The sequence below is a fragment of the Acinetobacter sp. C32I genome (genome assembly GCF_023702715.1).
Taxonomy (GTDB): Bacteria; Pseudomonadota; Gammaproteobacteria; order Pseudomonadales; family Moraxellaceae; genus Acinetobacter.
In genome coordinates, this window is the sequence record NZ_CP098480.1 from 2,275,173 (window position 1) to 2,300,544 (window position 25,372).

General features: G+C 43.0%; 21 protein-coding genes and 1 pseudogene. 12 read left to right on the plus strand and 10 right to left on the minus strand.

The features are described 5' to 3' along the window. The first annotated feature begins 43 nt into the window (after positions 1-43). The 5 genes from gigB (at position 44) to NDN13_RS10945 (ending at position 3,084) form a co-directional block, all read left to right on the plus strand. On the plus strand, positions 44-565 hold the full coding sequence (gene gigB / locus NDN13_RS10925) for an anti-anti-sigma factor GigB (RefSeq protein ID WP_251115480.1): 522 nt from the start codon (positions 44-46) through the stop codon (positions 563-565). Positions 566-591: 26 nt separating this feature from the next. Continuing rightward, positions 592-1,416, plus strand: a complete 825-nt coding sequence (locus NDN13_RS10930) for a carbon-nitrogen hydrolase family protein (protein WP_251115481.1) — start codon at positions 592-594, stop codon at positions 1,414-1,416. 211 nt (positions 1,417-1,627) lie between these two features. After that, complete coding sequence (locus tag NDN13_RS10935; protein WP_251115482.1) at positions 1,628-1,990, plus strand: DUF4951 domain-containing protein; 363 nt, start codon at positions 1,628-1,630, stop codon at positions 1,988-1,990. A 134-nt stretch (positions 1,991-2,124) separates the two neighbouring features. Beyond that, positions 2,125-2,562, plus strand: coding sequence for a MarR family winged helix-turn-helix transcriptional regulator (locus NDN13_RS10940; protein ID WP_251118220.1), 438 nt, complete (start codon positions 2,125-2,127; stop codon positions 2,560-2,562). Between the two features lie 87 nt (positions 2,563-2,649). Continuing rightward, positions 2,650-3,084, plus strand: a complete 435-nt coding sequence (locus NDN13_RS10945; protein ID WP_251115483.1) for an organic hydroperoxide resistance protein — start codon at positions 2,650-2,652, stop codon at positions 3,082-3,084. 61 nt (positions 3,085-3,145) lie between these two features. Here NDN13_RS10945 and gspE read toward each other — a convergent pair whose 3' ends face one another. Beyond that, complete coding sequence (gene gspE / locus NDN13_RS10950; RefSeq protein ID WP_251115484.1) at positions 3,146-4,636, minus strand: type II secretion system ATPase GspE; 1,491 nt, start codon at positions 4,634-4,636, stop codon at positions 3,146-3,148. Between the two features lie 93 nt (positions 4,637-4,729). Here gspE and NDN13_RS10955 point away from each other — a divergent pair, with 93 nt between their 5' ends. Both NDN13_RS10955 and NDN13_RS10960 read left to right on the plus strand, forming a co-directional pair. After that, a complete protein-coding gene (locus NDN13_RS10955) occupies positions 4,730-5,551 on the plus strand; it encodes a DUF432 domain-containing protein (protein ID WP_171553377.1) in 822 nt (273 codons plus the stop codon). 9 nt (positions 5,552-5,560) lie between these two features. Next, positions 5,561-6,478, plus strand: a complete 918-nt coding sequence (locus NDN13_RS10960) for a mechanosensitive ion channel family protein (RefSeq protein ID WP_171553378.1) — start codon at positions 5,561-5,563, stop codon at positions 6,476-6,478. Here the strand turns inward: NDN13_RS10960 and NDN13_RS10965 are convergent. Continuing rightward, positions 6,475-9,342, minus strand: coding sequence for a DUF2339 domain-containing protein (locus NDN13_RS10965; RefSeq protein WP_251115485.1), 2,868 nt, complete (start codon positions 9,340-9,342; stop codon positions 6,475-6,477). The two genes, NDN13_RS10960 and NDN13_RS10965, sit on opposite strands and share 4 nt — an antisense overlap. A 188-nt stretch (positions 9,343-9,530) precedes the next feature. Here NDN13_RS10965 and polA point away from each other — a divergent pair, with 188 nt between their 5' ends. Together polA and NDN13_RS10975 are read left to right on the plus strand one after the other, a co-directional pair. Continuing rightward, on the plus strand, positions 9,531-12,296 hold the full coding sequence (gene polA / locus NDN13_RS10970; protein WP_251115486.1) for a DNA polymerase I: 2,766 nt from the start codon (positions 9,531-9,533) through the stop codon (positions 12,294-12,296). Positions 12,297-12,422: 126 nt separating this feature from the next. Next, on the plus strand, positions 12,423-13,550 hold the full coding sequence (locus tag NDN13_RS10975; RefSeq protein WP_251115487.1) for an acyltransferase family protein: 1,128 nt from the start codon (positions 12,423-12,425) through the stop codon (positions 13,548-13,550). 44 nt (positions 13,551-13,594) lie between these two features. Here the strand turns inward: NDN13_RS10975 and NDN13_RS10980 are convergent, their stop codons facing one another. From NDN13_RS10980 to ppx, 5 genes are read right to left on the minus strand one after another with little or no spacing between them, the layout of a single operon-like run. Further along, positions 13,595-14,164 (minus strand): YggT family protein, encoded by a 570-nt coding sequence (locus tag NDN13_RS10980; RefSeq protein ID WP_251115488.1) that lies wholly within the window; start codon positions 14,162-14,164, stop codon positions 13,595-13,597. A 16-nt stretch (positions 14,165-14,180) separates the two neighbouring features. Beyond that, the gene (proC, locus tag NDN13_RS10985; protein ID WP_251115489.1) at positions 14,181-15,020 is read right to left on the minus strand and encodes a pyrroline-5-carboxylate reductase; all 840 of its coding nucleotides are present in this window, start codon (positions 15,018-15,020) and stop codon (positions 14,181-14,183) included. 3 nt (positions 15,021-15,023) lie between these two features. Then, positions 15,024-16,295, minus strand: coding sequence for a tRNA lysidine(34) synthetase TilS (gene tilS / locus NDN13_RS10990; RefSeq protein ID WP_251118221.1), 1,272 nt, complete (start codon positions 16,293-16,295; stop codon positions 15,024-15,026). A gap of 56 nt (positions 16,296-16,351) precedes the next feature. Further along, positions 16,352-17,176: an acetyl-CoA carboxylase carboxyltransferase subunit alpha gene (locus tag NDN13_RS10995; protein WP_251115490.1), complete on the minus strand. Its 825-nt coding sequence runs from the start codon at positions 17,174-17,176 to the stop codon at positions 16,352-16,354. A 33-nt stretch (positions 17,177-17,209) separates the two neighbouring features. Then, complete coding sequence (gene ppx / locus NDN13_RS11000) at positions 17,210-18,730, minus strand: exopolyphosphatase (protein ID WP_251115491.1); 1,521 nt, start codon at positions 18,728-18,730, stop codon at positions 17,210-17,212. A 273-nt stretch (positions 18,731-19,003) separates the two neighbouring features. Between ppx and trxA the strand changes: the two genes are divergently transcribed. The 3 genes and pseudogenes from trxA to NDN13_RS11015 all read left to right on the plus strand — a co-directional run. Then, positions 19,004-19,330 (plus strand): thioredoxin, encoded by a 327-nt coding sequence (gene trxA / locus NDN13_RS11005; protein WP_004804498.1) that lies wholly within the window; start codon positions 19,004-19,006, stop codon positions 19,328-19,330. A gap of 328 nt (positions 19,331-19,658) precedes the next feature. Continuing rightward, positions 19,659-20,927 carry a transcription termination factor Rho gene (rho, locus tag NDN13_RS11010; protein ID WP_004655640.1) on the plus strand — a complete coding sequence of 423 codons (1,269 nt, stop codon included), beginning with the start codon at positions 19,659-19,661 and terminating at the stop codon, positions 20,925-20,927. Positions 20,928-21,317: 390 nt separating this feature from the next. Continuing rightward, a pseudogene (locus tag NDN13_RS11015) lies at positions 21,318-21,515 on the plus strand (hypothetical protein); the annotation flags it as partial. A gap of 158 nt (positions 21,516-21,673) precedes the next feature. On the opposite strand, the gene NDN13_RS11020 reads toward NDN13_RS11015, so the two are convergent. From NDN13_RS11020 to pheS, 3 genes are read right to left on the minus strand one after another with little or no spacing between them, the layout of a single operon-like run. Beyond that, complete coding sequence (locus tag NDN13_RS11020) at positions 21,674-21,970, minus strand: integration host factor subunit alpha (protein WP_000126166.1); 297 nt, start codon at positions 21,968-21,970, stop codon at positions 21,674-21,676. After that, entirely contained in the window at positions 21,967-24,348 is a 2,382-nt protein-coding gene (pheT, locus tag NDN13_RS11025; RefSeq protein ID WP_251115492.1) for a phenylalanine--tRNA ligase subunit beta, read from the minus strand. The genes NDN13_RS11020 and pheT overlap by 4 nt, the downstream gene beginning before the upstream one ends. Before the next feature lie 33 nt (positions 24,349-24,381). Further along, positions 24,382-25,362: a phenylalanine--tRNA ligase subunit alpha gene (pheS, locus tag NDN13_RS11030; protein ID WP_004655645.1), complete on the minus strand. Its 981-nt coding sequence runs from the start codon at positions 25,360-25,362 to the stop codon at positions 24,382-24,384. Positions 25,363-25,372: the final 10 nt, after the last annotated feature.

Here is a 25,372-nt window from a genome sequence, read left to right on the forward strand (position 1 = left end):
CTATGGGATAATTTTATATCCTTTCTCTGAAAATGGCATTTATATGTCAACAGGTCATGTTGAATATGCAAGTTTGAACGGAACGCATATTTTCAAGCTTATTGGCGAAGTGCGTGCTCACTCTTGTATAAGTCTAGACAAACTACTCAACAGAATTGAACAACAGCAGAATGTTGTTGGTGCAATTGTTGATTTAACTGAAACCACATTTATTGACAGTACTGTTTTAGGCATACTGGCAAAATTGGGTTTAAAGCTTAAGCAAGCTCATCACATACAAGCGGTTATGCTGTCAACAAATCCAGATATTACCACCTTGGCCAACAGTATGGGGCTCGGGCAAGTTTTTGTGATTTTAAATTACTGCGGTGACCCAAATGTATGCACGCTAGAGCTAACAGATGAACATGTCACACATAGTGCCATGCTCAACACCGTGCTCGATGCACATAAAACGCTGATGCGTTTAAATGAAAACAACCAGAATATGTTCGAACCACTGGTGAAGCAATTGCAAAAAGAACAAGATTGCATGAACCTAGATGTACAAAAACAAAATGCTTGATCGCTAAACTCAGTAGTGGCCTCCCTATGACCTTACTTTCTGTTGCCCAAATGAATTCCCAAAATGACATTGAAGCGAACTTCAATGTCATCGAATCATTATTGCAACAAAGTAAGGCTCAAGGCGCCGAGCTGATTGTTTTCCCTGAGAATTTTGTCTGCTTTGCCGCAGGAAAACAGCGCGAAACTGCTGCGCAATTCGAAGTCATTCAGGCACGCTTAGAACAATTGGCACATGACTATCAAATCTGGATTGTTGCAGGTACACTCCCATGCCCTTTCCGTCCAGATGGCTCTGTCATTCAAGATGGTCGTGTTCGAACCGTCAGTTTATGTATTAGCCCTGAAGGGACTGAAGCCCGCTATGACAAAATCCACTTGTTTGATGTACAAGTGGGCGATGCTGTAGGTGGTTATCAAGAATCCAAGTTCTTCGAACCTGGCGATCAAGTGGTGGTTGCCAAAACGCCTTTTGGCAATATTGGCCTAATGGTCTGCTACGACTTACGCTTCCCTGAACTTGCTTTAACATTGCGTCAGCAAGGTGCTAATATCTTAACCGCCCCTGCTGCATTTACTTACACCACAGGCCAACTCCATTGGCAATTGCTCTTACAAGCACGTGCAATGGATAGCCAATGTTATGTACTCGGCGCTGCACAACAAGGTTGGCACGGCGAACAACGTCAAACCTGGGGACATGCCGGTATCGCAGATAGCCGCGGGCAACTATTACAAAGTATCAATACTGAGGGACATGGCCTAATCACCGACAGCTTTGATCTCGAACAACAAAATCAGCTTCGTTTGGCAATGCCGCTGATGCAACATCGCACCATTATTCATTACTAAGCTGCTTCTACACATACGCTGCCTGCCAAGCTCTTACTGTATAAAATACACCCAATCAAAGACAATCTGACTGAGATGATCAACTTTTATAAATGTTTGATCTATAGAATCATGATTTAATAAAAATTATTGCTCATAGTAGAACAAGCTCAAACGATTTTGGACTATGAATGATGTAACATCGTCAATTAATTCTTATTAAGTTTTATTCATGTTTAGATTGATTCTGATTTTCTTTCTTTTGGGGACCGCTGTACCACTGCATGCGTCATCGCTTGATCTCGATGGGGATGAATCTACGTCATCTTCTCGAGTTTTGTCTACACCACAAAATTTATCCTTAAATGCGTTTGGGCAATGGGTGATTGGTTGGGGAACAGGTGCTGAAGGTGCAAGGCAGCGATTAAGCAATATTCGACGCGAGGATGTTGCAGTGATTAAGCAAAAAGGCACTACTTTAGATATGATCAAGGCTTGGCAACAACACTTTGAACTTGAAGCACAAAACAATCTGAGTAATCCAACAGCACTTTATCGAGCACGATTGATGAAAAAGATTGCCGATCTTTGGTAATCTCAGCTTTAATCTGATTAAGCTAGCTATTTTTTATAATCAATGCTTTTCGTATTTGAATTGCACTGCAAATGACTTAGGTAATCGTGCAGAGCAATATATACTGATTTGATGAAATGACCTTTGAGAATGATATGGGCGAAGAACATCCACAATTGTTATTAGACAATCAGTTATGTTTTCTGATTTATTCGACCAATCTCGCCTTGAATCAAGTCTATCGCCAGTTGCTTGGCCCACTGGGTCTGACCTACCCACAATATCTCGTGATGTTGGTGCTTTGGGAAAAAGATCAGCTTTCTGTCTCAGAGATTGGTGAACGACTATTTTTAGAATCCTCAACACTGACCCCATTGCTTAAAAAACTTGAAGCAGCCGCACTGATCACGCGCAAACGCTCCCATAAAGATGAACGACAGGTAATTATCGAGCTGACTGAACAAGGACAAGCTTTACAATTGCAAGCGACTGATATTCCAAATCAACTGGCTCAAGCCGCCTCGTGTACACCTGCAACCTTATCTGAGTTGAAAGCGCAACTTTCAGAACTGCGTACTAACCTAAACAAATAAGTTTAAAATTTACACAACAGCAACTTGTTTTTTAATTTATATCGTGTACGATTTAATTGCATTCAATATTATTTAGGAACAATAATCATGTCTTTAGAAAAAGTGGTTTATCTTGCGAAAGCAAAAGCAACAGGTGGTCGTGATGGTCGTGCAACTTCCTCTGACGGTGTTTTAGATGTGCAATTAGGTGTGCCAAAAGAAATGGGCGGTGCAGGTGGCGCAGTCACCAACCCAGAGCAACTGTTTGCTGCAGGTTATTCAGCCTGTTTCTTGGGTGCAATGAAATTTGTAGCGAATCGCGATAAATTTAAAATTAGCAAAGATGCCTATGTCGAAGGTGAGGTCGGAATTGGCCCTATTCCAAATGGCTTTGGTATCGAAGTGACCTTGAATGTGTATTTAATTGGAATGGAACAAGCAGAAGCAGAGCAATTGGTTGCTGCTGCACATATCGTTTGCCCTTACTCAAATGCGACACGTGGCAATATCGATGTGAACTTTAATATTGTGACCGCTGCATAATCCGAATACTCAAACAAAAACAGCATGGTTCAACCATGCTGTTTTTTATGCATGAATCAATTTATTCTTCCGCAGCTTCATTGGTGACACGAAGCACTTCTTCTAAAGTGGTTTTACCCGCCAAAACTTTCAATAAACCATCATCACGAATCGAAGCAGCATGACGACGTGCATGATTTTCCAATTCATACTCAGCCGCATTACCATGAATTAAACGGCGCATCGATTCATCTACGGGCACAATTTCATAAATTGCAGTTCGTCCGCTAAAGCCAACATGTGAACATTTTTCGCAACCATGCGGCTCTGGTAGCTGCATATATTCATCCACTTTAAGATGCTGGAATACTTGGCGTTCAAAATCATCCGCTTTACGCCACGTGACACAATGCGGACATAAAGTTCGTACCAAACGCTGTGCAATCACCCCGATCAGTGAACTAGCAAGCAAGAACGGTTCAATCCCCATATCTTTTAGACGCGTCACCGCACCAATTGCGGTATTGGTATGCAGTGTAGACAACACCAAGTGACCCGTTAAAGAGGCTTGTACTGCAATTTCCGCAGTTTCCAAATCACGAATCTCCCCCACCATCACCACATCTGGATCTTGACGTAACATCGCCTTAAGCGCACGTGCGAAGGTCATATCAACTTTGGTGTTGACTTGAGTCTGACCAATTCCTTCCAACTGGTATTCAATCGGATCTTCAGCAGTCAAAATATTGCGAGTATTGTCATTCAGATCCGATAGCGCCGCATATAGTGTGGTGGTTTTACCCGAACCCGTTGGACCAGTGACCAAGATAATGCCATGCGGGCGATGAACCAGTTGCGTTAAACGCTCATAGTCATTTTGCATTAAACCCAAATGGGTCATGTTTAAACGCCCTGCCTGCTTATCCAGCAAACGCATGACTACACGTTCACCATGCGAAGAAGGTAAGGTCGAAACACGCACATCCACTTCACGCCCTGCAAGACGTAATGAGATACGTCCATCTTGCGGAATCCGTTTTTCGGCAATATCCAGCTTGGCCATGACTTTGATACGTGATACCAACAACGGCGCTAATTCACGACGCGGCTGGACAATTTCACGCAATTGTCCATCGACACGTAAACGTACCGAAAGTTTTTTCTCAAAGGCTTCGATATGAATATCCGAGGCACCTACCCGAATCGCTTCTGACAATAAGGCATTGATTAGACGCACGATCGGTGCATCATCTTCCTGATCCATCAAGTCTTCCGCTTCAGGCACTTGATCCGCCAAACTCAATAAATCTGGATGATCTTCCAAGCCTGCTGCAACCTGCTGCGACTCCCCAGTATCCCCTGCATAACTGGAACTCAGTAAGGCATGAAACTCTTGATCAGTACAAAGTTGATCATGAGCTGATTTCCCCAAAATTCGACGAGCTTCCTGCAAAGCAATACGCGCGGTGTCCTTGCGTCGTACAATAAAAACTTGATCGCCTTCATAACGTAACAAAACGCCATGTCGTTTAGCGAAACTATAAGGAATTTGTATTTGTTTAAGTATTTGCATCACACAAATAATGATAAAAGAAAGCAGTGAGTGTACTCTAAGCAGATTACAGCGTGAAGTCTGTTTAGCATACTCACACAGGAATTTTGCATCTTGTCTCAAAATAATCAATATGAAGCGCCACATTCCAATACTTTGAAATGGTGGGGCGAACAACAATTCGAAATTCAACAGGCCAAAGCTTGGCAATTCGGTTCATTGCTATTTCGTCTTACCCGCGGCATCAAAGAATGGCGTTTGGAATATCATCGTCCTCAATTTCAATATGACTACGAGCAGCAGTGGCGAATATTGAATGATATCGAATTCGCCATGCCACCTCCTGCAAAAATCGAACGCTATATGTTTCACAAGACCAATAGCAGCTTTCATCTGATGCCGCGTTTGGCAGATCGTTCAGTAGTGATTCGACCCGTTGATCCGATTTATATTCCTGCGGGCCAGCGTGGCACCTTATATATCAGTACACCTTTATGGATTGCAGGCTTGGTGGATGGACTCTCTGAACCTTTATTTGATATCCCTGTGATTCAACCCAAGGACACTTGGTTTGGTAAAGATCCACAAAATGGTGAGATTTGCTATGCCACCTCAGTCGATGGACGTATTGATTTAAACCTACTCAAACCACGTGCTTTCCGTGCGGTGACTCCAATTGAGTTCCACAATACCAGTCATCACCAATTGCGTTTTGACCGTATGAATGTCCCCGTCCCTGCGCTGCCTTTATTTTATAGTGAAAGCACAGGTCGTTTATGGACATCACAAATCAAAGTCTATTATGAAGGAACCGATCATCCCGCACGTATTCGTATTGAAAATAAGACCCCAACCCAAGCGGGTGAAGTCACCTATGTGCATCCCCCTCGTGCACCTGGTAGTACTTTATTTAATATGTTTGATTCATTTTTTTAAGGGGTCGCGATGCCAAATTCGAATATTCCCAAAGATGTTGCAGGCAGCCTAACCAGTGTTTTCACCAACATTAACTTGGAGCGACTCAGTGAAATCGTAGTCGCCATTATTTTATGTTTCATCGGCTTCCTAATTGCACGTTTGGTTTCAAATGCCTTTATTCGCACGGTAGGTAGTCGCTTTAATGCCCATCAACGCCTGTTATGGCGTCGGGGGATTTTTTACTTCATCTTTTTGCTGTTCATTATGACCAGCCTGAGAGAAGCAGGCTTTAAGCTCAGTGTGTTTTTGGGTGCAGCCGGTATCTTAACCGTTGCCTTAGGTTTTGCCTCACAAACCTCTGCCAGCAACTTGATCAGTGGTCTATTCTTGATTGGTGAAGGTTCATTTGAAGTCGGTGATACCATTCAAATTACCTTAATTCGAGGTCAAACCATCGAAGGTGAAGTAATTTCGATTGATCTACTCTCAGTTAAACTTTTGACGCTGGACAATGTTTATATTCGTTTGCCGAATGAACAACTGATCCGAACCCCCGTGATGAACTTATCCAAATACCCGATCCGGCGTATTCCAATCACTTTGGCGATTAACTTCCACGAAGACATTATTAAAGTGCGACATGTGTTGTTAGAAGTGGCAGCCAAATATCCGCTGGTGATGGATGACCCTAAGGCGACCGTCACAGTGACGGCGTTTAGAGAATCATCTATTGAACTGTTATTTGCGGTGTGGTGTCGTCAGGAAAACTCACTCAAAGTTCGCGATGAAATGCAGGAACGTATTCGTAATGGCTTCTTGGAAAATGAGATCGAGATTCCAGTACCGAAGATGGGCCTGATTGACCGACCTCTCCCTTTAGAGAATGACGAAGTCGATCAATATGCCAATCAGAAAGAACTCAAAAAAGAACAGAAAGAGAGTTAACTCTCTTTCTGATTTTCTTCTATCGCAGGGGGTAACGGTGCCAGATAAGCAATCACCAGCATGACAGCCCCCGAACCAATAAATGAAATCACACGAGTTAAAGTGCCGCTTTGAGATAGATCCAATAACAACAGTTTCGCTACTACAATGGCTAACAAGGCCGCACCAACAAACCAGATTTGTCGGATATGACGGCGACTGGAAAAGGTCATCAGAATAAAGGCCAAAATCACCCATAGCAGTGTCAAACTCAGTTGCACATCGCCATTCGACCAGATTGCTGTCCCCCAGAATGGTGTGCCCAGATAATGGTGCATGGCACGTACCACCACACTACTGAGCACCAATAGACCAATCAAAATGGTGGTGACTTTAAAGCCCCACTCCATCGATCGCTCTGCACTAAAGTCATGCTGATATATCATCCAGATCAGGCCAGCAAACACCAACAAAGACAAAAGATCGGTAGGATTGAATAGCGGTAAAGCATAATACTGTTCAGCCGAATACGGATCTAGACTAATCAGCAATAACCAGAACAGGCTTAAGCCCCATACAGGTAATTGATGTAATAACTGTGTTTTATGCAATCGTAATAACCCAACAGCATACATCACAGGGATCAACGCAAGCGCTGCAATCGGCATGATTGGGAAAATGGCCAAACCGATACTGGCAAGACTCAACCACAGCAACGTCGCCCAAATCACCGTATAGACGCTAGACTTGCTCAAATTTAAGCTGATCAGCAGTAAGGACAATAAGCTCGCAGCGACAGCAAAGCTAACCTGATTTAAGGTGCTTGGCCAATGTCCTGTCGAATAAACCTCTACAGCAAAAGTTTCCCCGTACAGCAGAAATAACAACACCGCCACCAAAATCAGCTGTAGATTGCCCCACTGCAAACGTGATTTAACATGCACAGCCAGACTAAACAATGCCAATAATATTGTAGCAACGGCGAGATAAGGACTCAGTCCATACTGCTGCCATTGCATCAACTCAGCTCCTGCAATCGCGCCTGAATACAAACCAAGTGCCAGAAAAACCCCACTCAACATACGGGCACTGAAATACTTCTCGACTTCTTGATAATGCAATAAGTAAAAAGCAGAAATAAATTGAGCAAGCGCAAAAATCGCTGTACTTAAAATTGGAAAATGATCGTTTGACCACACTTGGAACAATAATGCTACTGAGCTTAATAACACCAGTGCCACGCCAACATAACGGCTTAAACGATATCGCTCGGTCACGCCCCAAACAATCAGTGCAGTTCCCTGAATTACCCAACCTGTTGAAGTCCAATGCGCCCCTTTGGCCAGCGGGAAAATCAACGCAACGAAGACCACAGCAAGAATAAAGAAACTTTTGGCCAAAATTGATAATTGTGGATGCTGGCGTTTAATCCAGATATTTAAACTGATATACACAATCGCAAGTGCAACTGCCCCCCAAGTGAGTGCTGAGGTCGAGTTATGCATTAAATAAGCATGTAGCGAAAAGCCCAGTACAGGAACACTAAAAATCAGGCCTACATCTAAAATGGGTTGTAAACGCTCAGATGCCTGAGCTGTTTGTTGCTGCGCATTTTGAGCACGTAACATCAATTGGCTATAACGAATACTCAGCCAGATAAATAGCGCCATATGTAGCCAGAGAATGATATCTAGCGTATTAAACTGCGCGGTTTTTGCATAAATCCCGATCGTCGAACCACCAATAAACATGGTGGCGAAGAAGGCAATTTGATGCAGAATTTTCCAGGGTTGAATAAAATTCAACGCGGCCACGGCTAAGTTAATGACAAAATAATAGCTAAATAAGAAAATCACATCAGGATGATTTTGTGGAATCACCAAGGGCGCTAGATAAGCCATGGTTAAAGCCAACATGGCCAAATACAAGGCTTGTTGCTTTAAACTCAGATAGACTGTCGCCAGTAATAGCATCACAAATAAAATACTGGCGGTACTTAAGCTGGCAATGACGGCGAAATGATGCGAGAAGATCAGGGTTAAAAAAACCACCGCTAAACCGACGCCTTGTAAGGCCACTGCAAATAGCTGATTTTTCTTTTGCAGTAAATATCCTGCAACAGTAGTCGCAATCCCAGCAATCGCAATAAAGCCCAGTTTCACGCCTAGACTGAGTTGCCAATGTTCACTGGCAAAACGCAATAACAACACCACCCCAACCATAAGTACCGCGACGGCGACACGTAAAATTGGATTGCCATGTATCATCCAATCCAATGCTGGCTGCCACCAAGCAGGTTGTTTGGATTCAGAAGGATGAGCAGCAGAGGTAGCGTTCTGAAGTATTGGACTTTGAACTGATTCAGATCGAGCCTGCATCCAAGCAGGCTGCTGCTGTTCCACAATTGCAGAGTTTGAAGCTGTCGTTTCATCCCATTCAGCAGATTGACCAATATTTAGCGTCTGTTGCTGTGGCTGAATTAAAATATCTGGATTGAGTGATTGTGTTGCAACCTGCTCTAAATGCAGCAATCGGGTTTGAAAAGCGCTGATGGTTTGAACCAAGCAAAGCAGCACCACCAACAAGGCACCACCTGCGAGCCACATCCAAGTATTGGCATAGGCAAATAGTGCGACGAGTGCCGCAGCATATATCACAATTTTTTGTACACCAATACTGGCCCCTAATGCAGAATAGCTCGGTGCAGCTTGCTCTAGTTGCAGCAAACGCTGATGAATTTCAGATAGAACGTGCACAATTACAACGGTCAATCCAATCCCAGCAGCAACAATTGTCCCTTGCCACTTCAATACAATTGCAGCCGCAAGCAATACAGCCAAGGCAATTAATACAACGATGAGTCCCTGTTTGTCTTTTTTATACATAGACTTATATCAATTATGACAGCTTCATTGCGGCTATCTTACTTGATCACTAGATAGGCAGGTATTGTTACATACAAAATACTGCAAATTTTAAACGACACAAGCAGCCGCTCTCCGTCCAGTTCAGATAAGACAGCCACCACTTTTTCACGTAAAATACCGAGTAATTTATAATTAGGATTTGCGCAATGCCACCTTTTGTCTTGGTAGACGGGTCTTATTTCTTATTTCGTGCTTTTCACGCCTTACCCCCATTAACCACGTCGACTGGCTTACATACCAATGCCATTCGAGGTGCAATATCAGCGATCCAAAAACTGATGCGCCGCACTCAACCGACGCATATGGCTGTGATTTTTGATACGCCAGAGCCGACTTTCCGTCATAAATTATCGCCAATCTACAAAGGCGACCGTCCAAGCATGCCTGAAGAATTATCTCAACAAATTCCCTATTTGCATGCCTTAATCAAAGCGCAAGGCATTCCTCTGTATTTTCTCGCGGGTGCGGAAGCGGATGACATTATTGGTACGCTAACTAAACGTGCCTTGGCAGAAGGTCATCACGTCCTCATCTCGACCGGCGACAAAGACATGGCACAGTTGGTGAATGAACATGTCAAACTGGAAGACAGTTTTAAAGAACGTGTTTTAGATGAAGCGGGGGTGTTTGAAAAGTTTGGGGTACATCCAAATCAAATCATTGATTACCTCACCCTGATGGGCGATGCGTCTGACGGTATCATGGGCGTTCCGGGTGTGGGTGCAAAAACAGCGGCGAAGCTGTTGAATGAATATGGCACACTCAACAATATTATTGCCAATGCTGATCAGCTTAAAGGCAAACTCAGCCAGAATATTAAAGATAATGTAGACAACATCAAAGTTGACCATCAACTGGCCAGCATTGTCTGTGATCTCGATCTTGCTTTAGATTGGCACGACCTAAAACTCACCAACCCGAATGTGGATCAACTCCGTGAGCTCTATACTGAATTAGAGTTTCGTAATCAGTTACAGTCGCTGGATCATCCCAACAATCCAAATAGTCCTGCGTATCAACAAACCTCGCAAAGTATTGCCAAAGCTGAACAAAAAGCAGAACCCGTGGTGGCTGAAGATCATGCCAATCTTTCAAGCCAAGATGATCAACTCGGTAATGCGACTTATCATACGGTATTGAGCCAACAAGCTTGGGATGCCCTATTGCAGCGTATGCAGCAAGCCGATCATTTTGCGATTGATACCGAAACGACTAATCTGGATTATCGCTTCGCCGAACTAGTCGGTTTCTCGGTGGCATTTGATGCCAAAGATGCCTATTACGTTCCTGTGGCACATGACTATGAAGGTGCCCCTGAACAACTGAATCGTGAACAGCTTCTCGCTCAGATCAAACCGATTCTTGAAAATGAACAGGTCAAGAAAATTGGTCATCATCTCAAATATGATGCGCATATCTTTGCCAATCACGGTATCACCATTCAAGGCTGGTATTTCGATACCATGCTCGCTTCATATGTATTGAATGCCGCTGCAACGCGACATGGTATGGACGATGTTGCTCGTCTTTATCTCAGTCATTTGACCACCACTTTTGAACAAATCGCAGGTAAAGGCGCCAAACAAAAAACCTTTAACCAGATTGAGCTCGAAGTCGCAGCGCATTATGCGGCTGAGGATGCGCATGTCACGTATCGTTTGTATGAGGTGCTCGCAGCAAAACTGAAAGCCCATCCAGAACTGGTCAATATTCTGCATAATATTGAAATGCCTGTTGCTCGCGTGCTCACGGGCATGGAAGAAGATGGCATTAAGCTGGATCATCAATTCCTCGATCAACTCAGTGTCGAGTTTTCAGAAACCATTCAAACGCTGGAAGCTCAAGCAGCAGAACTGGCAGGTGAAGCCTTTAATGTTGCCTCACCCAAGCAAGTCGGTGAAGTCCTGTTTGAAAAGCTAGGACTCAAAGGCGGTAAGAAAACTGCAACAGGTCAATACAGTACCAGTGAAAGTATTCTAGAGAAAATCGAACATCCATTGGCTGAAGTCATTTTAGAACATCGTGGCTTGGCAAAACTCAAAAATACCTACACCGATCGCCTGATTGAACAATCGCATGACACAACCCATCGTGTACATACCAGCTATCATCAAGCTTTAACTGCAACAGGTCGTTTGTCTTCAACCGATCCAAACCTGCAAAACATTCCAATCCGTACCCCGATTGGGCGTCAAATTCGTAAAGCCTTTATTGCACCTGAGGGTCGAGTGTTACTCGCGGCCGATTATTCACAAATCGAATTGCGTTTGATGGCACATTTCTCTCAAGATGATGCCTTAGTGCATGCCTTCCAGCAAGGTCAGGACGTGCATCGCCGTACCGCATCTGAAGTGCTTGGCATTGCCATTGAAGATGTCACCAATGACCAACGCCGCCAAGCCAAAGCGGTGAACTTTGGTCTGCTCTATGGTATGTCTGAATTTGGTCTCACCCGTCAGCTTGGCTTTAGCCGTGAAGAGTCACGTAGCTATATCGCACGTTACTTCCAACGCTATCCGGGCGTATTGGATTATATGGAACGTACGCGTCAGATTGCACGTGAGCAAGGCTTTGTTGAAACCATTTTAGGCCGTCGTCTATACACACCAGACATTATGGCCAGCAATAAAATGATCAAACAAGCGGCTGAACGCGCGGCCATCAATGCGCCTTTACAAGGCAGTGCGGCAGATATTATTAAACTGGCCATGATTGCAGTGGATAAAATGCTGCCTAAAGATCAAGCCAAGCTGTTATTACAAGTACACGATGAACTTGTGTTTGAAGCGGATGCTGCGATTGCGGATGAACTATCCAAGCAAATTGCTGACGTGATGCAATCGGTATTGGAAATTTCAGTGCCGTTTGTGGTTGAAGTTGGACAAGGTCCAAACTGGGATGCTGCCCACTAAGCCATCCACACATTAGAAAACAAAATGTTTCTTGCAGACAGGGGATAAACTCCCCTGCGCTACAAGAACACTGAAAATAAAGAATAGCTGATAAAAATTAATTCGTATAGGAGAAAGGAATGCACTATGTCCTTTAATCAAGTTCAATTTAACCGTCATCATTCCATTGACACACTCCGCTTTATTTCAATCTTTCTAGTTTTACTGCATCACTTTAATATCCCTTATAAGCTCTTTGACACCTCGATCAATTTTCAGATTTTTGGTGAAAACATCACCACGCTTTTAGCCCGCAATGGTAACTATGGGGTTACCATGTTTTTTGTGATCTCGGGCTATCTCATCACCTCACATACCATCAAACGCTGGGGTGCATTACATCAGATCAATACGCGCGACTTTTATATTTCACGATTCGCTCGCATCATGCCGACCTTGATTCTGCTGATCTGTCTGGTCAATCTCTTCGGTGCATTTGAGCTTAAACCTTTTATGACTCAGGCTCCCAATGGCATTGTGGTGGCTCAATCAACAGTAAACTTGGCAGCACTGACCTTTTGGATGAATATCCTGATTATTGAAAATGGCTGGGTCAACTATGCGCTTGGCGTGTTATGGTCTTTATCTGTGGAAGAAGTCTTTTATTTACTTTTCCCACTAACAGCACTGCTATTCAAGAAGAAGCCCTACTTTCTATTTGTCTGTGTTGCTGTAATTTTATTTGCGCCGTATTTTAGATATTTACATTATGGCGAGGAAAGTGGTGCGTACCTCTATCATTACTTCTCCAGTTTTGATGGGATTGCCTTTGGTTGTATTGCAGCACTGATTGCACCGCAACTGAAACTGCAAGCCAAAACTTGGTTAGCGCTGAAATACATTGCCATTGCGACCATGTTCATTATTTATTTTTCTGCACCGATTAAACAAAACTGTATTTGGGGCGTCAGCCTATTTGCTCTTGCGACAGCAATCGTGATTGTTGCGAATGTGGCAAATGAACATACCACCACGCAGACACAACGTTTTAAGTGGTTACAGGAGATTGGCAAGAACAGTTATGAAATTTATTTATTCCACCTGATTATTTTAGGTTTTTTTAAACTGTTTTATACGCCAGCAGTCACAGAAGGCAACATCAAACTGGTCTTATTGTTGATTTATTTCGTCCTTGCGATTGGGCTAGGTGCTTTCATTGCACGCTATTTCTCCAATCCACTCAATCGAGCAATACGGCAACGTTGGATCAAGTAATAAAAAATGGGCGTTACGCCCATTTTTTATTGAATCAGCTTTGCTTAAAGACCCATTAATAGCACTTTAGCGGCTTCATTCATCAGAATCTCAGCGACGTACAAAGCCAAGAAAGCCAAAATTGGAGACAGGTCGATCATCCCCATATTCGGTAATAAACGACGGAATGGTGCAAGCAATGGCTCAGCCAATTCTTGAATCACTTCGATATAAGGCGAACGTGTCTGAGTAAACATCACCACCCAACTGAGAATAATGGTGGCAAAGATCAAATAACGACAGAAACGAATCAAGTCCTGAATCATAGTCACAAAGGTGGTGATCACCAAATACACGGCACTATGCGGCATCTGTCCAGACAAATACATCAAACCGAACATTTTCAACAGATACAACACCACCAACAAGGCAACCGCCGCTAAATTGACACGGCCCTTACCCACTGTTGGGAAAATACGGCTAAAAATATCTACAATCTTGGTGGCTTTCACGGTTGAAAGTACCACAGGATTGTATGGACTCACTGCCGCCAATTGCATTAAAAAACGGAAAAAGACCAATAAAATTGCAACATTGATCAAAACACCAAAAATTAGCGCAGAACTTGCACCCATAATTGTCTTATCCTACTTAAACCGATTTAGTCTTGTCACCCAACTCTTGCGCTAGCTCTTGGCTACGCTTCTGAGCTGCTGCAAGCGCTGCTTGAATATTTTGTGAAATCTGCGCACGATCAAACACTTCTAAAGCTGCTTGCGTTGTACCATTTGGAGAGGTCACATTTTTACGTAATTCTGCGGGAGAATTCGAGCTGGTAATCGCCATTTGTGCCGCACCTAACGCTGTTTGCAGCGTTAATGCAGTCGCGACTTTCTCATCTAAGCCCAAGTTTTTACCTGCACGGATCATACTTTCCATCAAATAAAAGAAATATGCAGGACCAGAACCAGAGACTGCTGTTACAGCATCAATTTGAGCTTCCGTTTCAACCCAAATCGTTAAGCCAGTTGCCGCTAAAATTTGACTGGTTAACTCGCGATCTTGCGCATTCACAGCATCAGATGCATAAATACCATGTGCACCTGTTTGTACCAATGCTGGTGTATTCGGCATCACACGAACAATTCGCTGACTACCGCCAATGAGATCTGAAATGGTCTGAATTTCAGCACCCGCAATAATTGAAATGACCAGTTTATCTGACAATAGCCCTTTTAATGGTTGTAATACCGTTGCCAAGACCTGTGGCTTTACCGCCAATACAACAACATCCGCATTTTTAATTGCTTCGACATTGTCTGTGGTGGTTTGAATGCTTTTTTCTTCTAAGATGTGACGAATTTGTTCTACAGGATCAGAAACCGTAATGCGGGTTGTGGGTAAACCACGAGACAGCAATCCACCAATCAAGGCTTGTGCCATGTTACCGCCGCCAATAAAACAAATATTTTGATTCAATGTTGTCGCCATGTCCTACTCATCATATGAAAAAGACTGCTGAAAAAAGTCATTACAGTCAGAAATTAAACTTGGTTGCCAACCGCCCTGCTCTAAATAATCAGATTGCGCCAACCAAAAACCCTTTGGGCTAAAAACCCCAAGCATAACATTATCTACGACTAATATTTGAATTGTATGACGTAACCAAGGCAAAATCTGCGCTTCTTGAATGGCTTTTTTCAATGGCCAATGCCCAACACGCCCATACAAGTGAATTTTTTCACCGCCTTGTCGTTTAAGCAACCTTAACTCTCGCCCTAAAAGCCGAGATGAAAGACCAATTTTTTGAGTTTCAATCTTAAATTGTCCCGCCGCAACATTGATGGTTTCACCCATATCAAACTGTTGCGACAACGTATCTGGAAAGGAAAATAATTTTTCTGCATATAACTCATCATAGCTTAAGCGATATAATGTTTTCTGATAGCGCACAAAATAATGTTGGTTGAAATGCAGAATTGCTTGCGCATCAGGTTTTGCCAGAATTACTTCATGTTGTAAGCGTTGCACCATATCGTAACTGGGACGATATTGATCATTTCCTTTCATCCAGGCAGACAATAACTGACTTTGTCGAGCAGCTGACAGTTGTGCCAATTTGATCAGATCGAGCTGATGATTGGTGGCACATTGTTGCCAATCTACTTGCAACACCTGATCCAGTATTTCAGCCGCATCTTGCATTAAATAACTGCTGCGCGCGACAGCCGCCTGCATTTTAGGAAAACGTTGTTGCAACATCGGCCAGAGCTGTTCCCGACACCATGCCCGATCATAATGCGTATCGTGATTGCTTGGATCAGTCACATAGTCAAAACCGAGCTGTGCTGTCCATTGCTCTATCTGTTCGCGGCTGAGTTCCAGAAACGGCCGCCAAATGGTCATCTCTTGACGCACATCAAGCTGCTGCATGGCCGCAAGTCCATTGACTCCGGCCCCTGAGAATAAACGCAATAACAATGTTTCTGCTTGGTCTTGCTGATGATGGGCTAACACCAAAAATTCATTCGATTTTAAATGCTGTTGATACGCTTGATAACGGGCATCACGTGCTTGCTGTTCTAAATTACCAGCCTCGACCGAGACTTTTTGAACAATACAAGCAATATTGAGTGCATTCGCATGCTGTTGAACCAACTGCCCCCATTCACCACTTCTGCTTTGCAGTTGATGGTCGATATAAATCGCACGGCTTCGGTGTGGAAAAAGTTCAGACATCAGATACAGCAACAGCATGGAATCCATGCCGCCGCTACACCCAATCAGGAATTGAGTTTGTTCAGAAAAATGCTGAGTTTGTACTAAGACGCGATGCCTAAATTGCTGCTGCCAAACTTCATTAAACGTTGATAACGTGCGTCGCATCGTTCTTGCGCATCCATCGGTTGCAATTCATCTAAAGCTTGTTTAAGCACATCTTTTAACGCATGCATGACTTTTTCAGGTTGCGTATGTGCGCCCTCGCCTTCATCCACAACATATTCGACGATGCCTAAAGCCTTCAGTTTGTCTGCGGTTAAAGCCAGTGCCTCACTCGCCTGAGCCGCTTTATCTGCAGTTTTCCACAAAATAGACGCACAGCCTTCAGGTGAAATGACTGAGTAAATACTATGTGACAGCATAACCACACGGTCAGCAACACCGATCCCCAATGCGCCACCAGAACCACCTTCACCTAGAATCGTGGCAATCACAGGCACTTTCAAACTTGAAAGTTGTGCCAAGCTGGTCGCAATCGCTTCGGCTTGACCACGTTCTTCCGCACCTACACCTGGGTATGCGCCCATGGTATCGACAAAAGTAAACACAGGTAAATTAAAACGTTCAGCCATATCAAGCAAACGTTGTGATTTACGATAACCTTCTGGGTTACACATCCCAAAGTTATGCTGTAACTTTTCACGCGTGCTACGGCCACGGTGTTGACCAACCACCATCACAGGCTGTCCATCAAAACGTGCCAAACCACCGATCATGGCCCCGTCATCACCATATAAACGGTCGCCATGAAGAGCATCAAATTCAGTAAAGATTTCACTGACATAATCTAGAAATTGCGGACGTTCAGGATGTCGTGCAATTTGAACCGTAGCCCAAGCCTTGGACTGAGTCGCTTTATTTTTCATAAGTCGTAGATAATCCCTAACGAGGATGTATTGTTAATCAACAAATTTGTCTGACTGAATATTTAACTCAATGTCCCAATGCTTAAATTGCACCTGCTCATCATGCAGGTCTGCAACCAATAAAGGCCATTGTTTAGCATCGCCAGAAACGCTGAGTTGCCATTGTTGATCATTTACAACACTCAGTTCAATGGCAGGAAGCATCTGATCACTACGACTATGGTTCAGCAAAACTGCGAGACGAAGCAATAAACAGAGATAAAGTAAATGGCTACCGCCGACCTTTAAAACGTCATTTTTTGCATCTGCACGTAACTTACGACGATGGTGCGAAACCAAATGCGAGAGATGATTTTGATCAATTTGTGAGAAGCCAGGAATATCCGAATGTTGCAATAAATATGCCCCATGACGGTGATAACCGCCGTGGCTAATCGCTAAACCGATTTCATGCAAATAAGCTGCTCGACGCAGTAAGTCACTGTCTTCAGTCGTTAAATTTAACGCATCAGCCACGCCATCAAATAATTCTTGTGCCGTGTTGACCACACGTTCAGCTTGTTTTGGATCGGCGTTATAACGCCCCATTAACGCTTGCACACTACGGTCACGAATATCTTCATGCTTAAAACGACCGAGCAAGTCATACATCACGCCTTCACGTAATGCACCGTCAGAATATGCCAATTTATCGATATCTAAAACCTCAAAAATGGCATATAAAATCGCAAGACCGGCTGGCAAAACTGCTCGACGATCTTCACGTAGACCTTCAAAATCAATTTCAGAAATATGTTTAAATTTAAGCAAACGCTCTTTTAATTTGTTTAAACCGTCACGGGTTAAGTTTTCTTGCTCATCACTTAAACCCAGATTAACTACAATCTGACGACAGGCTTTAATGGTTCCGCTCGAACCAACGACCGTATCCCAACCCACAGATTTATAGGTATTGGCAATGGCGGACATTTCTTTACGCGCTGCAACCACAGCTTTATCAAAGGCTTTACTGGTAATTTCACCATCAGGGAAATAAGTTTTACTATAGGCCACACAGCCCATTTGTAATGATTCGGTATGCAGCGGTTCAAATTCCTCGCCAATGATAAACTCGGTTGAACCTCCACCAATATCCACCACCAAACGGCGACCGCCATTGGCCATGGTATGTGAAACACCGAGGTAAATCAGACGTGCTTCTTCACGACCTGCAATAATTTCAATCGGTTTCGGTAAAATTTCGGCTGCTTTTTGAATAAATTCGTGGCCATTTTTTGCTTGTCTTAGCGCATTGGTTGCCACGATACGTAAACGATTTGGTTGTACTGAGCTCAAACGCCCGACAAAACGGGCTAAACATGCCAGTCCACGCTGCTGTGCAGCTTCAGTTAAATTCTTATTTTCATCAAGCCCAGCTGCTAACTGTACTTTTTCTGACATTGAAGCAACTTTCTTAACTTCACCGTGATCAACACGAGCGATTGCCAGATGGAAACTGTTCGATCCCATATCAATCGCAGCAAGTAATTCTTCATCAATCAGAAAATCAGACATTATTCATATAAACCCATGCTCAATTCACGCATTAGAGTAATTCACATGCTTACAATTTTAAAGTCATTTTAAGCAATAAAAGTCGCGTATTTTCGCATTTCGTGCATAAATGATTGTAGAAGTCGATGCTCAACATCGCGAGCATCCATTAGACTTTTCATTTTCAAACTTGAATAATCAGAACAAACCCTTACATTGAATAAAGCGGCAATGTAATATTCATCGTGATGATGATCAAATTCGCACTTTATTTCTTAAATTTGGAGCAACCTTATGTCTGCGACTATTGTTAATACAACTGATGCTAACTTCCAAGCAGATGTTTTAGATGCTGAAACCCCGGTACTTGTTGATTTCTGGGCTGGCTGGTGTGCGCCATGTAAAGCAATTGCACCTGTTCTTGAAGACTTGTCTACTGAATATGCTGGCAAAGTAAAAATCGTTAAAGTTGATGTGACCGCATGTGAAGATACTGCTGTTAAATATAACATCCGTAATATTCCAGCATTATTGATGTTTAAAAATGGTGAAGTTGTCGCTCAACAAGTGGGTGCAGCACCTCGCTCTAAACTTGCAGCGTTCATTGACCAAAACATCTAATTTAATTGTTTACAGTCAATAGCAGAAATACGCGATTCATTAAATCGCGTATTTCTTCGTAAAAATTGACAATTTGCTTGATTTCCTCTATATTTCTGGATCAAGAAGCTTTGAATGGAATCTACTTCATTGCGCTTCTTACAAGACACAAAACATAAGATCGCCGCTCGGCAATAAACAATTGTTTTCACATTTCTCTCTGAAACAATGAACCAGACTACTGAATCGTGGTTGTGTAAATACAATTACCTCAGCATGTATGTATGCGGTCGATTTTTATTCTTTCCCTAACGTAGTCCTCCACTTATTCCATTCTGTCTGACCACTTATGAACTTAACTGAACTCAAGAAAAAACCCATTGGCGAACTCATTAAAATTGCGGAGTTTATGGGCCTTGAAGGCATGGCACGTAACCGTAAACAAGATATTATTTTTGCCATTTTAAAACGCCATGCCATGAACGGCGAAGAAATCTTTGGTGATGGTGTTCTCGAAATTCTTTCTGATGGTTTTGGCTTCCTACGCTCTGCGGCTGGTTCATATTTAGCAGGGCCAGATGACATCTATGTCAGCCCATCGCAAATCCGCCGTTTTAACTTACGTACGGGTGATACCATTACTGGTACTATTCGCCCGCCAAAAGAAGGTGAACGTTATTTTGCTTTATTAAAAGTAAACCAAATTAACTACGATACGCCTGAAAACTCGCGTAATAAAATTTTATTTGAAAACCTGACCCCATTATTCCCGACTGAACAACTGGTCATGGAACTCGGTAATGGTACAACTGAAGATTTAACCTCTCGTGTAGTCGATCTGATTGCGCCGATTGGTAAAGGTCAACGTTCTATTATTGTTGCACCACCGAAAGCGGGTAAAACAATGTTATTGCAAACCATTGCACAATCCATTGTTCGTAATAACCCTGAAGTGTTCCTGATTGTGCTGTTAATTGACGAACGTCCTGAAGAAGTTACCGAAATGGAGCGTACTGTTCGTGGTGAAGTGATTGCATCTACATTCGATGAAGCACCAGCCCGCCACGTTCAAGTTGCTGAAATGGTGATTGAAAAAGCAAAACGTCTGGTTGAACACAAGAAGGATGTTGTCATTCTACTTGACTCGATTACCCGTCTTGCACGTGCCTATAACACCGTCATTCCTTCATCAGGTAAGGTATTAACAGGTGGTGTGGATGCACATGCCTTAGAACGTCCAAAGCGTTTCTTCGGTGCTGCACGTAACATTGAAGAAGGTGGTTCACTCAGCATTATCTCAACTGCCTTGATTGAAACAGGCAGTAAGATGGATGATGTGATCTACGAAGAATTTAAAGGTACAGGTAACCAAGAGATTACCCTTGACCGTCGTATCGCAGAGAAACGTGTATTCCCTGCAATGAACATCAAGAAATCTGGTACGCGCCGTGAAGAACGCCTCATGAGTGAAGAAAATCTACGTAAAGTCTGGATTTTACGTAAACTTCTTCACCCAATGGATGAACTTGCTGCGATGGAGTTCTTATTGGATCGTATGAAAGAAACAAAGACCAATGATGACTTCTTCGACCAAATGAAACGCAAAGCTTCCACTTAAGCTTCAAATAAAAAAAGCTACCTTAATGGTAGCTTTTTTTATTTGGTTGACATGCTTACACAACATTTACATTTTTTTAAAAATTTTACCAAAAACACTACCTCATTGATTTATATATATATTCATCAAATAACTTATTTTATTTCCACAACTTACCGATTTAAATTTTATTATCCATAGTTATTTTCTATCAAAAAACAGCCAAATTCTGCCCATTTTTGTCGTTTTGTTGGACAGAACAGTAGTAATTCATGAATTGCTTTGATAGGATAGCTACAGACCAGTTAGGCTGCTCCCTGCGTTGTTACCTAAAGCGTTTAGGAATAATAAAAGCACAAACAGACTAACTCTAGGTTTTTTTTAATCTCACAATTTTATGAGAGTGATGCCATGTTATTCAAAAAATTCGCTGTTGCTGCTGCTATTGCTACTACTTTAGCTTTCGTTGGTTGTACTAAGAAAGAAGAAGCGCCAGCTACTGACGCTACTGCTGCTGCATCTGAAGCTGTAGAAGCTGCTTCTGAAGCTACTGAAGCTGTTGAAGCTGCTGCTTCTGACGTTGCTGAAGCTGCTTCTGACGTTGCTGCTACTACTGAAGCTGCTGCTTCTGACGTTGCTGCTGAAGCTGCTCCAGTTGAAGCTTCTGCTGCACAATAATCTAGTTTCTAGATTAGAAAAAAGAGAGCCTTTTCGGCTCTCTTTTTTTATACTTAATTTTTATTAAACTTAAGTATAAAAAAAGCAGATCAATCGATCTGCTCATTTCCAACACGCTGTCTAAATTTCTGACCCGCTCGGAACGTTACCACACGACGAGCAGAAATTGGAATTTCTTCACCTGTCTTTGGATTACGTCCTGGACGTTCACGTTTATCACGCAACTCAAAATTACCGAAGCCCGAAAGTTTGACTTGTTCACCCGCAATTAATGCTTGGCTGATTTCATCAAAAAATAGCTCGACCATTTGTTTTGCTTCACGGCGATTTAAGCTAGTAAGCTCACTTAAATGGTCCGCCATATCTGCTTTTGTTAATGCTGTCATGAGGCCCTCAATGTCGCTTGGTAAGTGTCTTCCAACACTTGAATAATGTTATCCATACCAGATTTAATTTCAGCATCTTCAAGCGTACGAGTTGGATGTTGCCAGAGCACTGCAAAAGCTAAAGAGCGTTTGCCTTGTTCAACCCCTTGCCCCGTATACACATCGAACAACCATGTTGAGTCGAGTAACTCACCACCAGTCTGCTCAATTAACCGCTGAATATCTCTTACCTCAATATTATCAGAGATTAAAAGCGCAATATCACGTCTAACCGATGGAAAACGTGATAATTCTGTAAAATTAGATACATAAGATTGCAAAACTGCCTGCTGATCCAGCTCAGCCACCCAAGTTGTGCCCAAATCGAGTTCATTTTCCAAAGATGGATGTAAGCGACCGAGATAACCAATCGACTGTCCATTCACCAAAATCTCAGCCGACTGGCCTGGGTGTAACCATGCACGCTCGGTACGCACAAATTCAACAGCAATCCGACCCGCAGCTAAAATCTCTTCAATCTCACCTTTGAAATCGAAGAAGTCCATTGCCTGTGGTTTTGCATGCCAAGATTCTGGTACACGTGAACCAACCGCAATCAATGCCAAAGTTGGGATTTGTTTTAGATCATGAATGCTTTGCGCATTCTGATAATCAAAACGCAAACCGAGCTCGAAGAAACGAACACGCTGCTGCTGACGGTTCAAGTTGTATTGAACACAAGGAATCAAGCTTGACAGCAAGGTACTACGCATTGCTGCCAAATCACTTGAAATCGGATTCGCCAACATCAACGGGTGAACATTTGGATTCAATTGCTTTTCAAGCTTGGCATCGGCAAAGCTAAAGCTAATTGCTTCTTGGTAGCCTAGTGTCACTGCAGTTTGACGTAATTGTGCAACTTCAAAACGGTCTTGATACGTTTCCAGTTTTACATCAATTTTTGGCAGACTGATTTGAATATTGTCATAACCGTGAATACGCGCCACTTCTTCAATCAGGTCTTGATAGATCGCCATATCATAACGATGTGATGGCGGAACAACACGCCACTGACCTTGTGCTTTAGTTTCCACGACACAACCAAGACGTGTTAATGCATCGACAATAAAATCACCTGCAACTTGATAACCCAGCAACTGATCAACTTGTGCTTGCTGTAGTTCAATCGCATCACGGGTTGGCAGTAAAGTTGTCTGTTCAGCAATCGTCACTGGACCAAATTCACCGCCTGCAAAGGCCTGAATCAACTCAGAAGCACGGTGCATAGCAATCATCGGCAATTCAAAATCTACACCACGTTCATAACGTTGTGATGAATCGGTATGCAAACCAAAACGACGTGCGCGCCCTGCAATGGCCAAAGGTGCAAAGAAAGCACTTTCAAGGAAGATATCTTGGGTATCATCAGTTACCGATGAATCTAATCCCCCCATAATCCCCGCAATCGCCAATAGTTTCTGATCATCTGCAATGACCATGATGTCATCTTGCAATTCAACTTCTTGATCATTCAACAGCGTCAATTTTTCTTGTGGCTGTGCTTGACGGACTTGAATCGAACCTTCGATTTTTGCCAGATCAAAGGCATGCATCGGTTGACCGAGTTCAAGTAACACATAGTTGGTAATATCCACCAGAATACTATGGGTACGAATCCCTGAGCGTGCCAGTGCCTGTTCCATCCATTCAGGGGTTGGCGCTTTCACATTGACATTTTTAACGATACGCCCCAAATAACGTGGTGTACCTTCTGTACTGATGTTGACTGCTTTCTCATCAGCAATATTTGCTGCAATGGCCTGAATCTTCGGCTCATTCGCTGCAAGCTGGTTAATCACCGCGATTTCACGTGCAATACCGCGAATACTAAAGCAGTCACCACGGTTTGGCGTGATACTAATATCAATCACATTGTCATCAAGTTTTAAATATTCACGAATATTCATTCCCACTGGCGCATCAGCAGGCAACTCTAACAAACCATCAATTTTGTCTTCTAAATCAATTTCAGAAGCACCGCAGAGCATACCTTGTGATTCCATACCACGGAGCTTGCCTTTTTTAATTTTGAAATCGCCTGGCAATACCGCACCGATCGTTGCAACAGGTGCTTTCATGCCCACACGAACATTTGGCGCACCACAGACAATCTGTAAGGCTTCACCTGAACCAATATTAATCGTGGTCACACGTAAACGATCTGCATCTGGATGTTGTTCAACCGTAAGGACTTCACCAACAACCACACCGGTAAACGGTTTTGCAACAGGTGCTAACTCATCGACTTCCAAACCCAACATGGTCAATTGATCAGACAATGTATCGCTATCAATCGCTGGATTTACCCAGCTGCGTAACCAATTTTCACTAATTTTCATTTGTATAAACCTTCTTTAATCCTGAAAAACTGTTTAGGCAAATTGGCGTAAGAAACGCACATCATTTTGGTAGAACATACGCAAATCATTGATGCCATAACGCAACATTGCAAAGCGCTCTACCCCTAAACCAAAAGCAAAGCCTTTGTATTTATCAGGATCAATCCCCGCAGCACGCAGTACATTTGGATGTACCATGCCACAGCCTAAAACTTCTAACCAACGACCACGTTCATCCATAATATCCACTTCAGCACTTGGCTCAGTGAATGGGAAATAAGATGGGCGGAACCGTACTTTCAAATCTTTCTCAAAAAATTCATTGAGTAAGTTAATCAATAAACCTTTTAATTCAGCAAAGCTGGTATTTTCAGCAACGTACAGACCTTCGATTTGATGGAACATCGGCGAATGGGTTTGATCCGAGTCACAACGATATACACGACCTGGACACACGATGCGAATTGGCGGCTGACTGGTTTCCATGGTACGAATTTGAACACCCGAAGTATGGGTACGTAACAAATGCGTTGCATCAAAATAGAAGGTGTCATGCATAGCACGTGCTGGGTGGTGTCCAGGAATATTTAAAGCTTCAAAGTTGTGATAATCATCTTCAACTTCTGGACCATGAGCAACCTTAAAACCTGCTTTGGTAAAGAATTGGCAAATCCGTTCTTGTACTTGAGTAACAGGATGAATACTTCCCATGCGCTGACCGCGGCCCGGTAAAGTAATATCAATGGTTTCACTTGCTAATTTTTTTGCAAGTTCAGCTTGTTGTAATGTCTGTTGACGCTCAGTCAAAGCTGTATTGATTGCTTCACGCACAGCGTGAATTGCAGCACCTTGTACTTTTCGCTCTTCAGGATCCATTTTTCCAAGTGCTTTCGACTGCTCTGCAAGCTGGCTTTTCTTCCCTGTAAATTGCACACGGACTTGATCGAGTGCAGCAAGGTCTTGAGCCGCTGCAATGGCAGCAAGCGCTTCAGTGGTCAGGGCTTCCAGTGACATAGTAACTCTC

Coding starts and splice junctions, on each gene's coding strand:
- NDN13_RS10960 (WP_171553378.1), top strand. CDS start 5,561: ATGCCAAATTCGAATATTCCCAAAGATGTTGCAGGCAGCCTAACCAGT.
- NDN13_RS10940 (WP_251118220.1), top strand. CDS start 2,125: ATGGGCGAAGAACATCCACAATTGTTATTAGACAATCAGTTATGTTTT.
- ppx (WP_251115491.1), bottom strand. CDS start 18,730: ATGTCTGATTTTCTGATTGATGAAGAATTACTTGCTGCGATTGATATG.
- trxA (WP_004804498.1), top strand. CDS start 19,004: ATGTCTGCGACTATTGTTAATACAACTGATGCTAACTTCCAAGCAGAT.
- NDN13_RS10935 (WP_251115482.1), top strand. CDS start 1,628: ATGTTTAGATTGATTCTGATTTTCTTTCTTTTGGGGACCGCTGTACCA.
- NDN13_RS10995 (WP_251115490.1), bottom strand. CDS start 17,176: ATGAAAAATAAAGCGACTCAGTCCAAGGCTTGGGCTACGGTTCAAATT.
- NDN13_RS10965 (WP_251115485.1), bottom strand. CDS start 9,342: ATGTATAAAAAAGACAAACAGGGACTCATCGTTGTATTAATTGCCTTG.
- NDN13_RS11020 (WP_000126166.1), bottom strand. CDS start 21,970: ATGACAGCATTAACAAAAGCAGATATGGCGGACCATTTAAGTGAGCTT.
- tilS (WP_251118221.1), bottom strand. CDS start 16,295: ATGGATTCCATGCTGTTGCTGTATCTGATGTCTGAACTTTTTCCACAC.
- gigB (WP_251115480.1), top strand. CDS start 44: ATGTCAACAGGTCATGTTGAATATGCAAGTTTGAACGGAACGCATATT.
- pheT (WP_251115492.1), bottom strand. CDS start 24,348: ATGAAAATTAGTGAAAATTGGTTACGCAGCTGGGTAAATCCAGCGATT.
- NDN13_RS10945 (WP_251115483.1), top strand. CDS start 2,650: ATGTCTTTAGAAAAAGTGGTTTATCTTGCGAAAGCAAAAGCAACAGGT.
- proC (WP_251115489.1), bottom strand. CDS start 15,020: ATGGCGACAACATTGAATCAAAATATTTGTTTTATTGGCGGCGGTAAC.
- rho (WP_004655640.1), top strand. CDS start 19,659: ATGAACTTAACTGAACTCAAGAAAAAACCCATTGGCGAACTCATTAAA.
- NDN13_RS10930 (WP_251115481.1), top strand. CDS start 592: ATGACCTTACTTTCTGTTGCCCAAATGAATTCCCAAAATGACATTGAA.
- polA (WP_251115486.1), top strand. CDS start 9,531: ATGCCACCTTTTGTCTTGGTAGACGGGTCTTATTTCTTATTTCGTGCT.
- gspE (WP_251115484.1), bottom strand. CDS start 4,636: ATGCAAATACTTAAACAAATACAAATTCCTTATAGTTTCGCTAAACGA.
- pheS (WP_004655645.1), bottom strand. CDS start 25,362: ATGTCACTGGAAGCCCTGACCACTGAAGCGCTTGCTGCCATTGCAGCG.
- NDN13_RS10975 (WP_251115487.1), top strand. CDS start 12,423: ATGTCCTTTAATCAAGTTCAATTTAACCGTCATCATTCCATTGACACA.
- NDN13_RS10980 (WP_251115488.1), bottom strand. CDS start 14,164: ATGGGTGCAAGTTCTGCGCTAATTTTTGGTGTTTTGATCAATGTTGCA.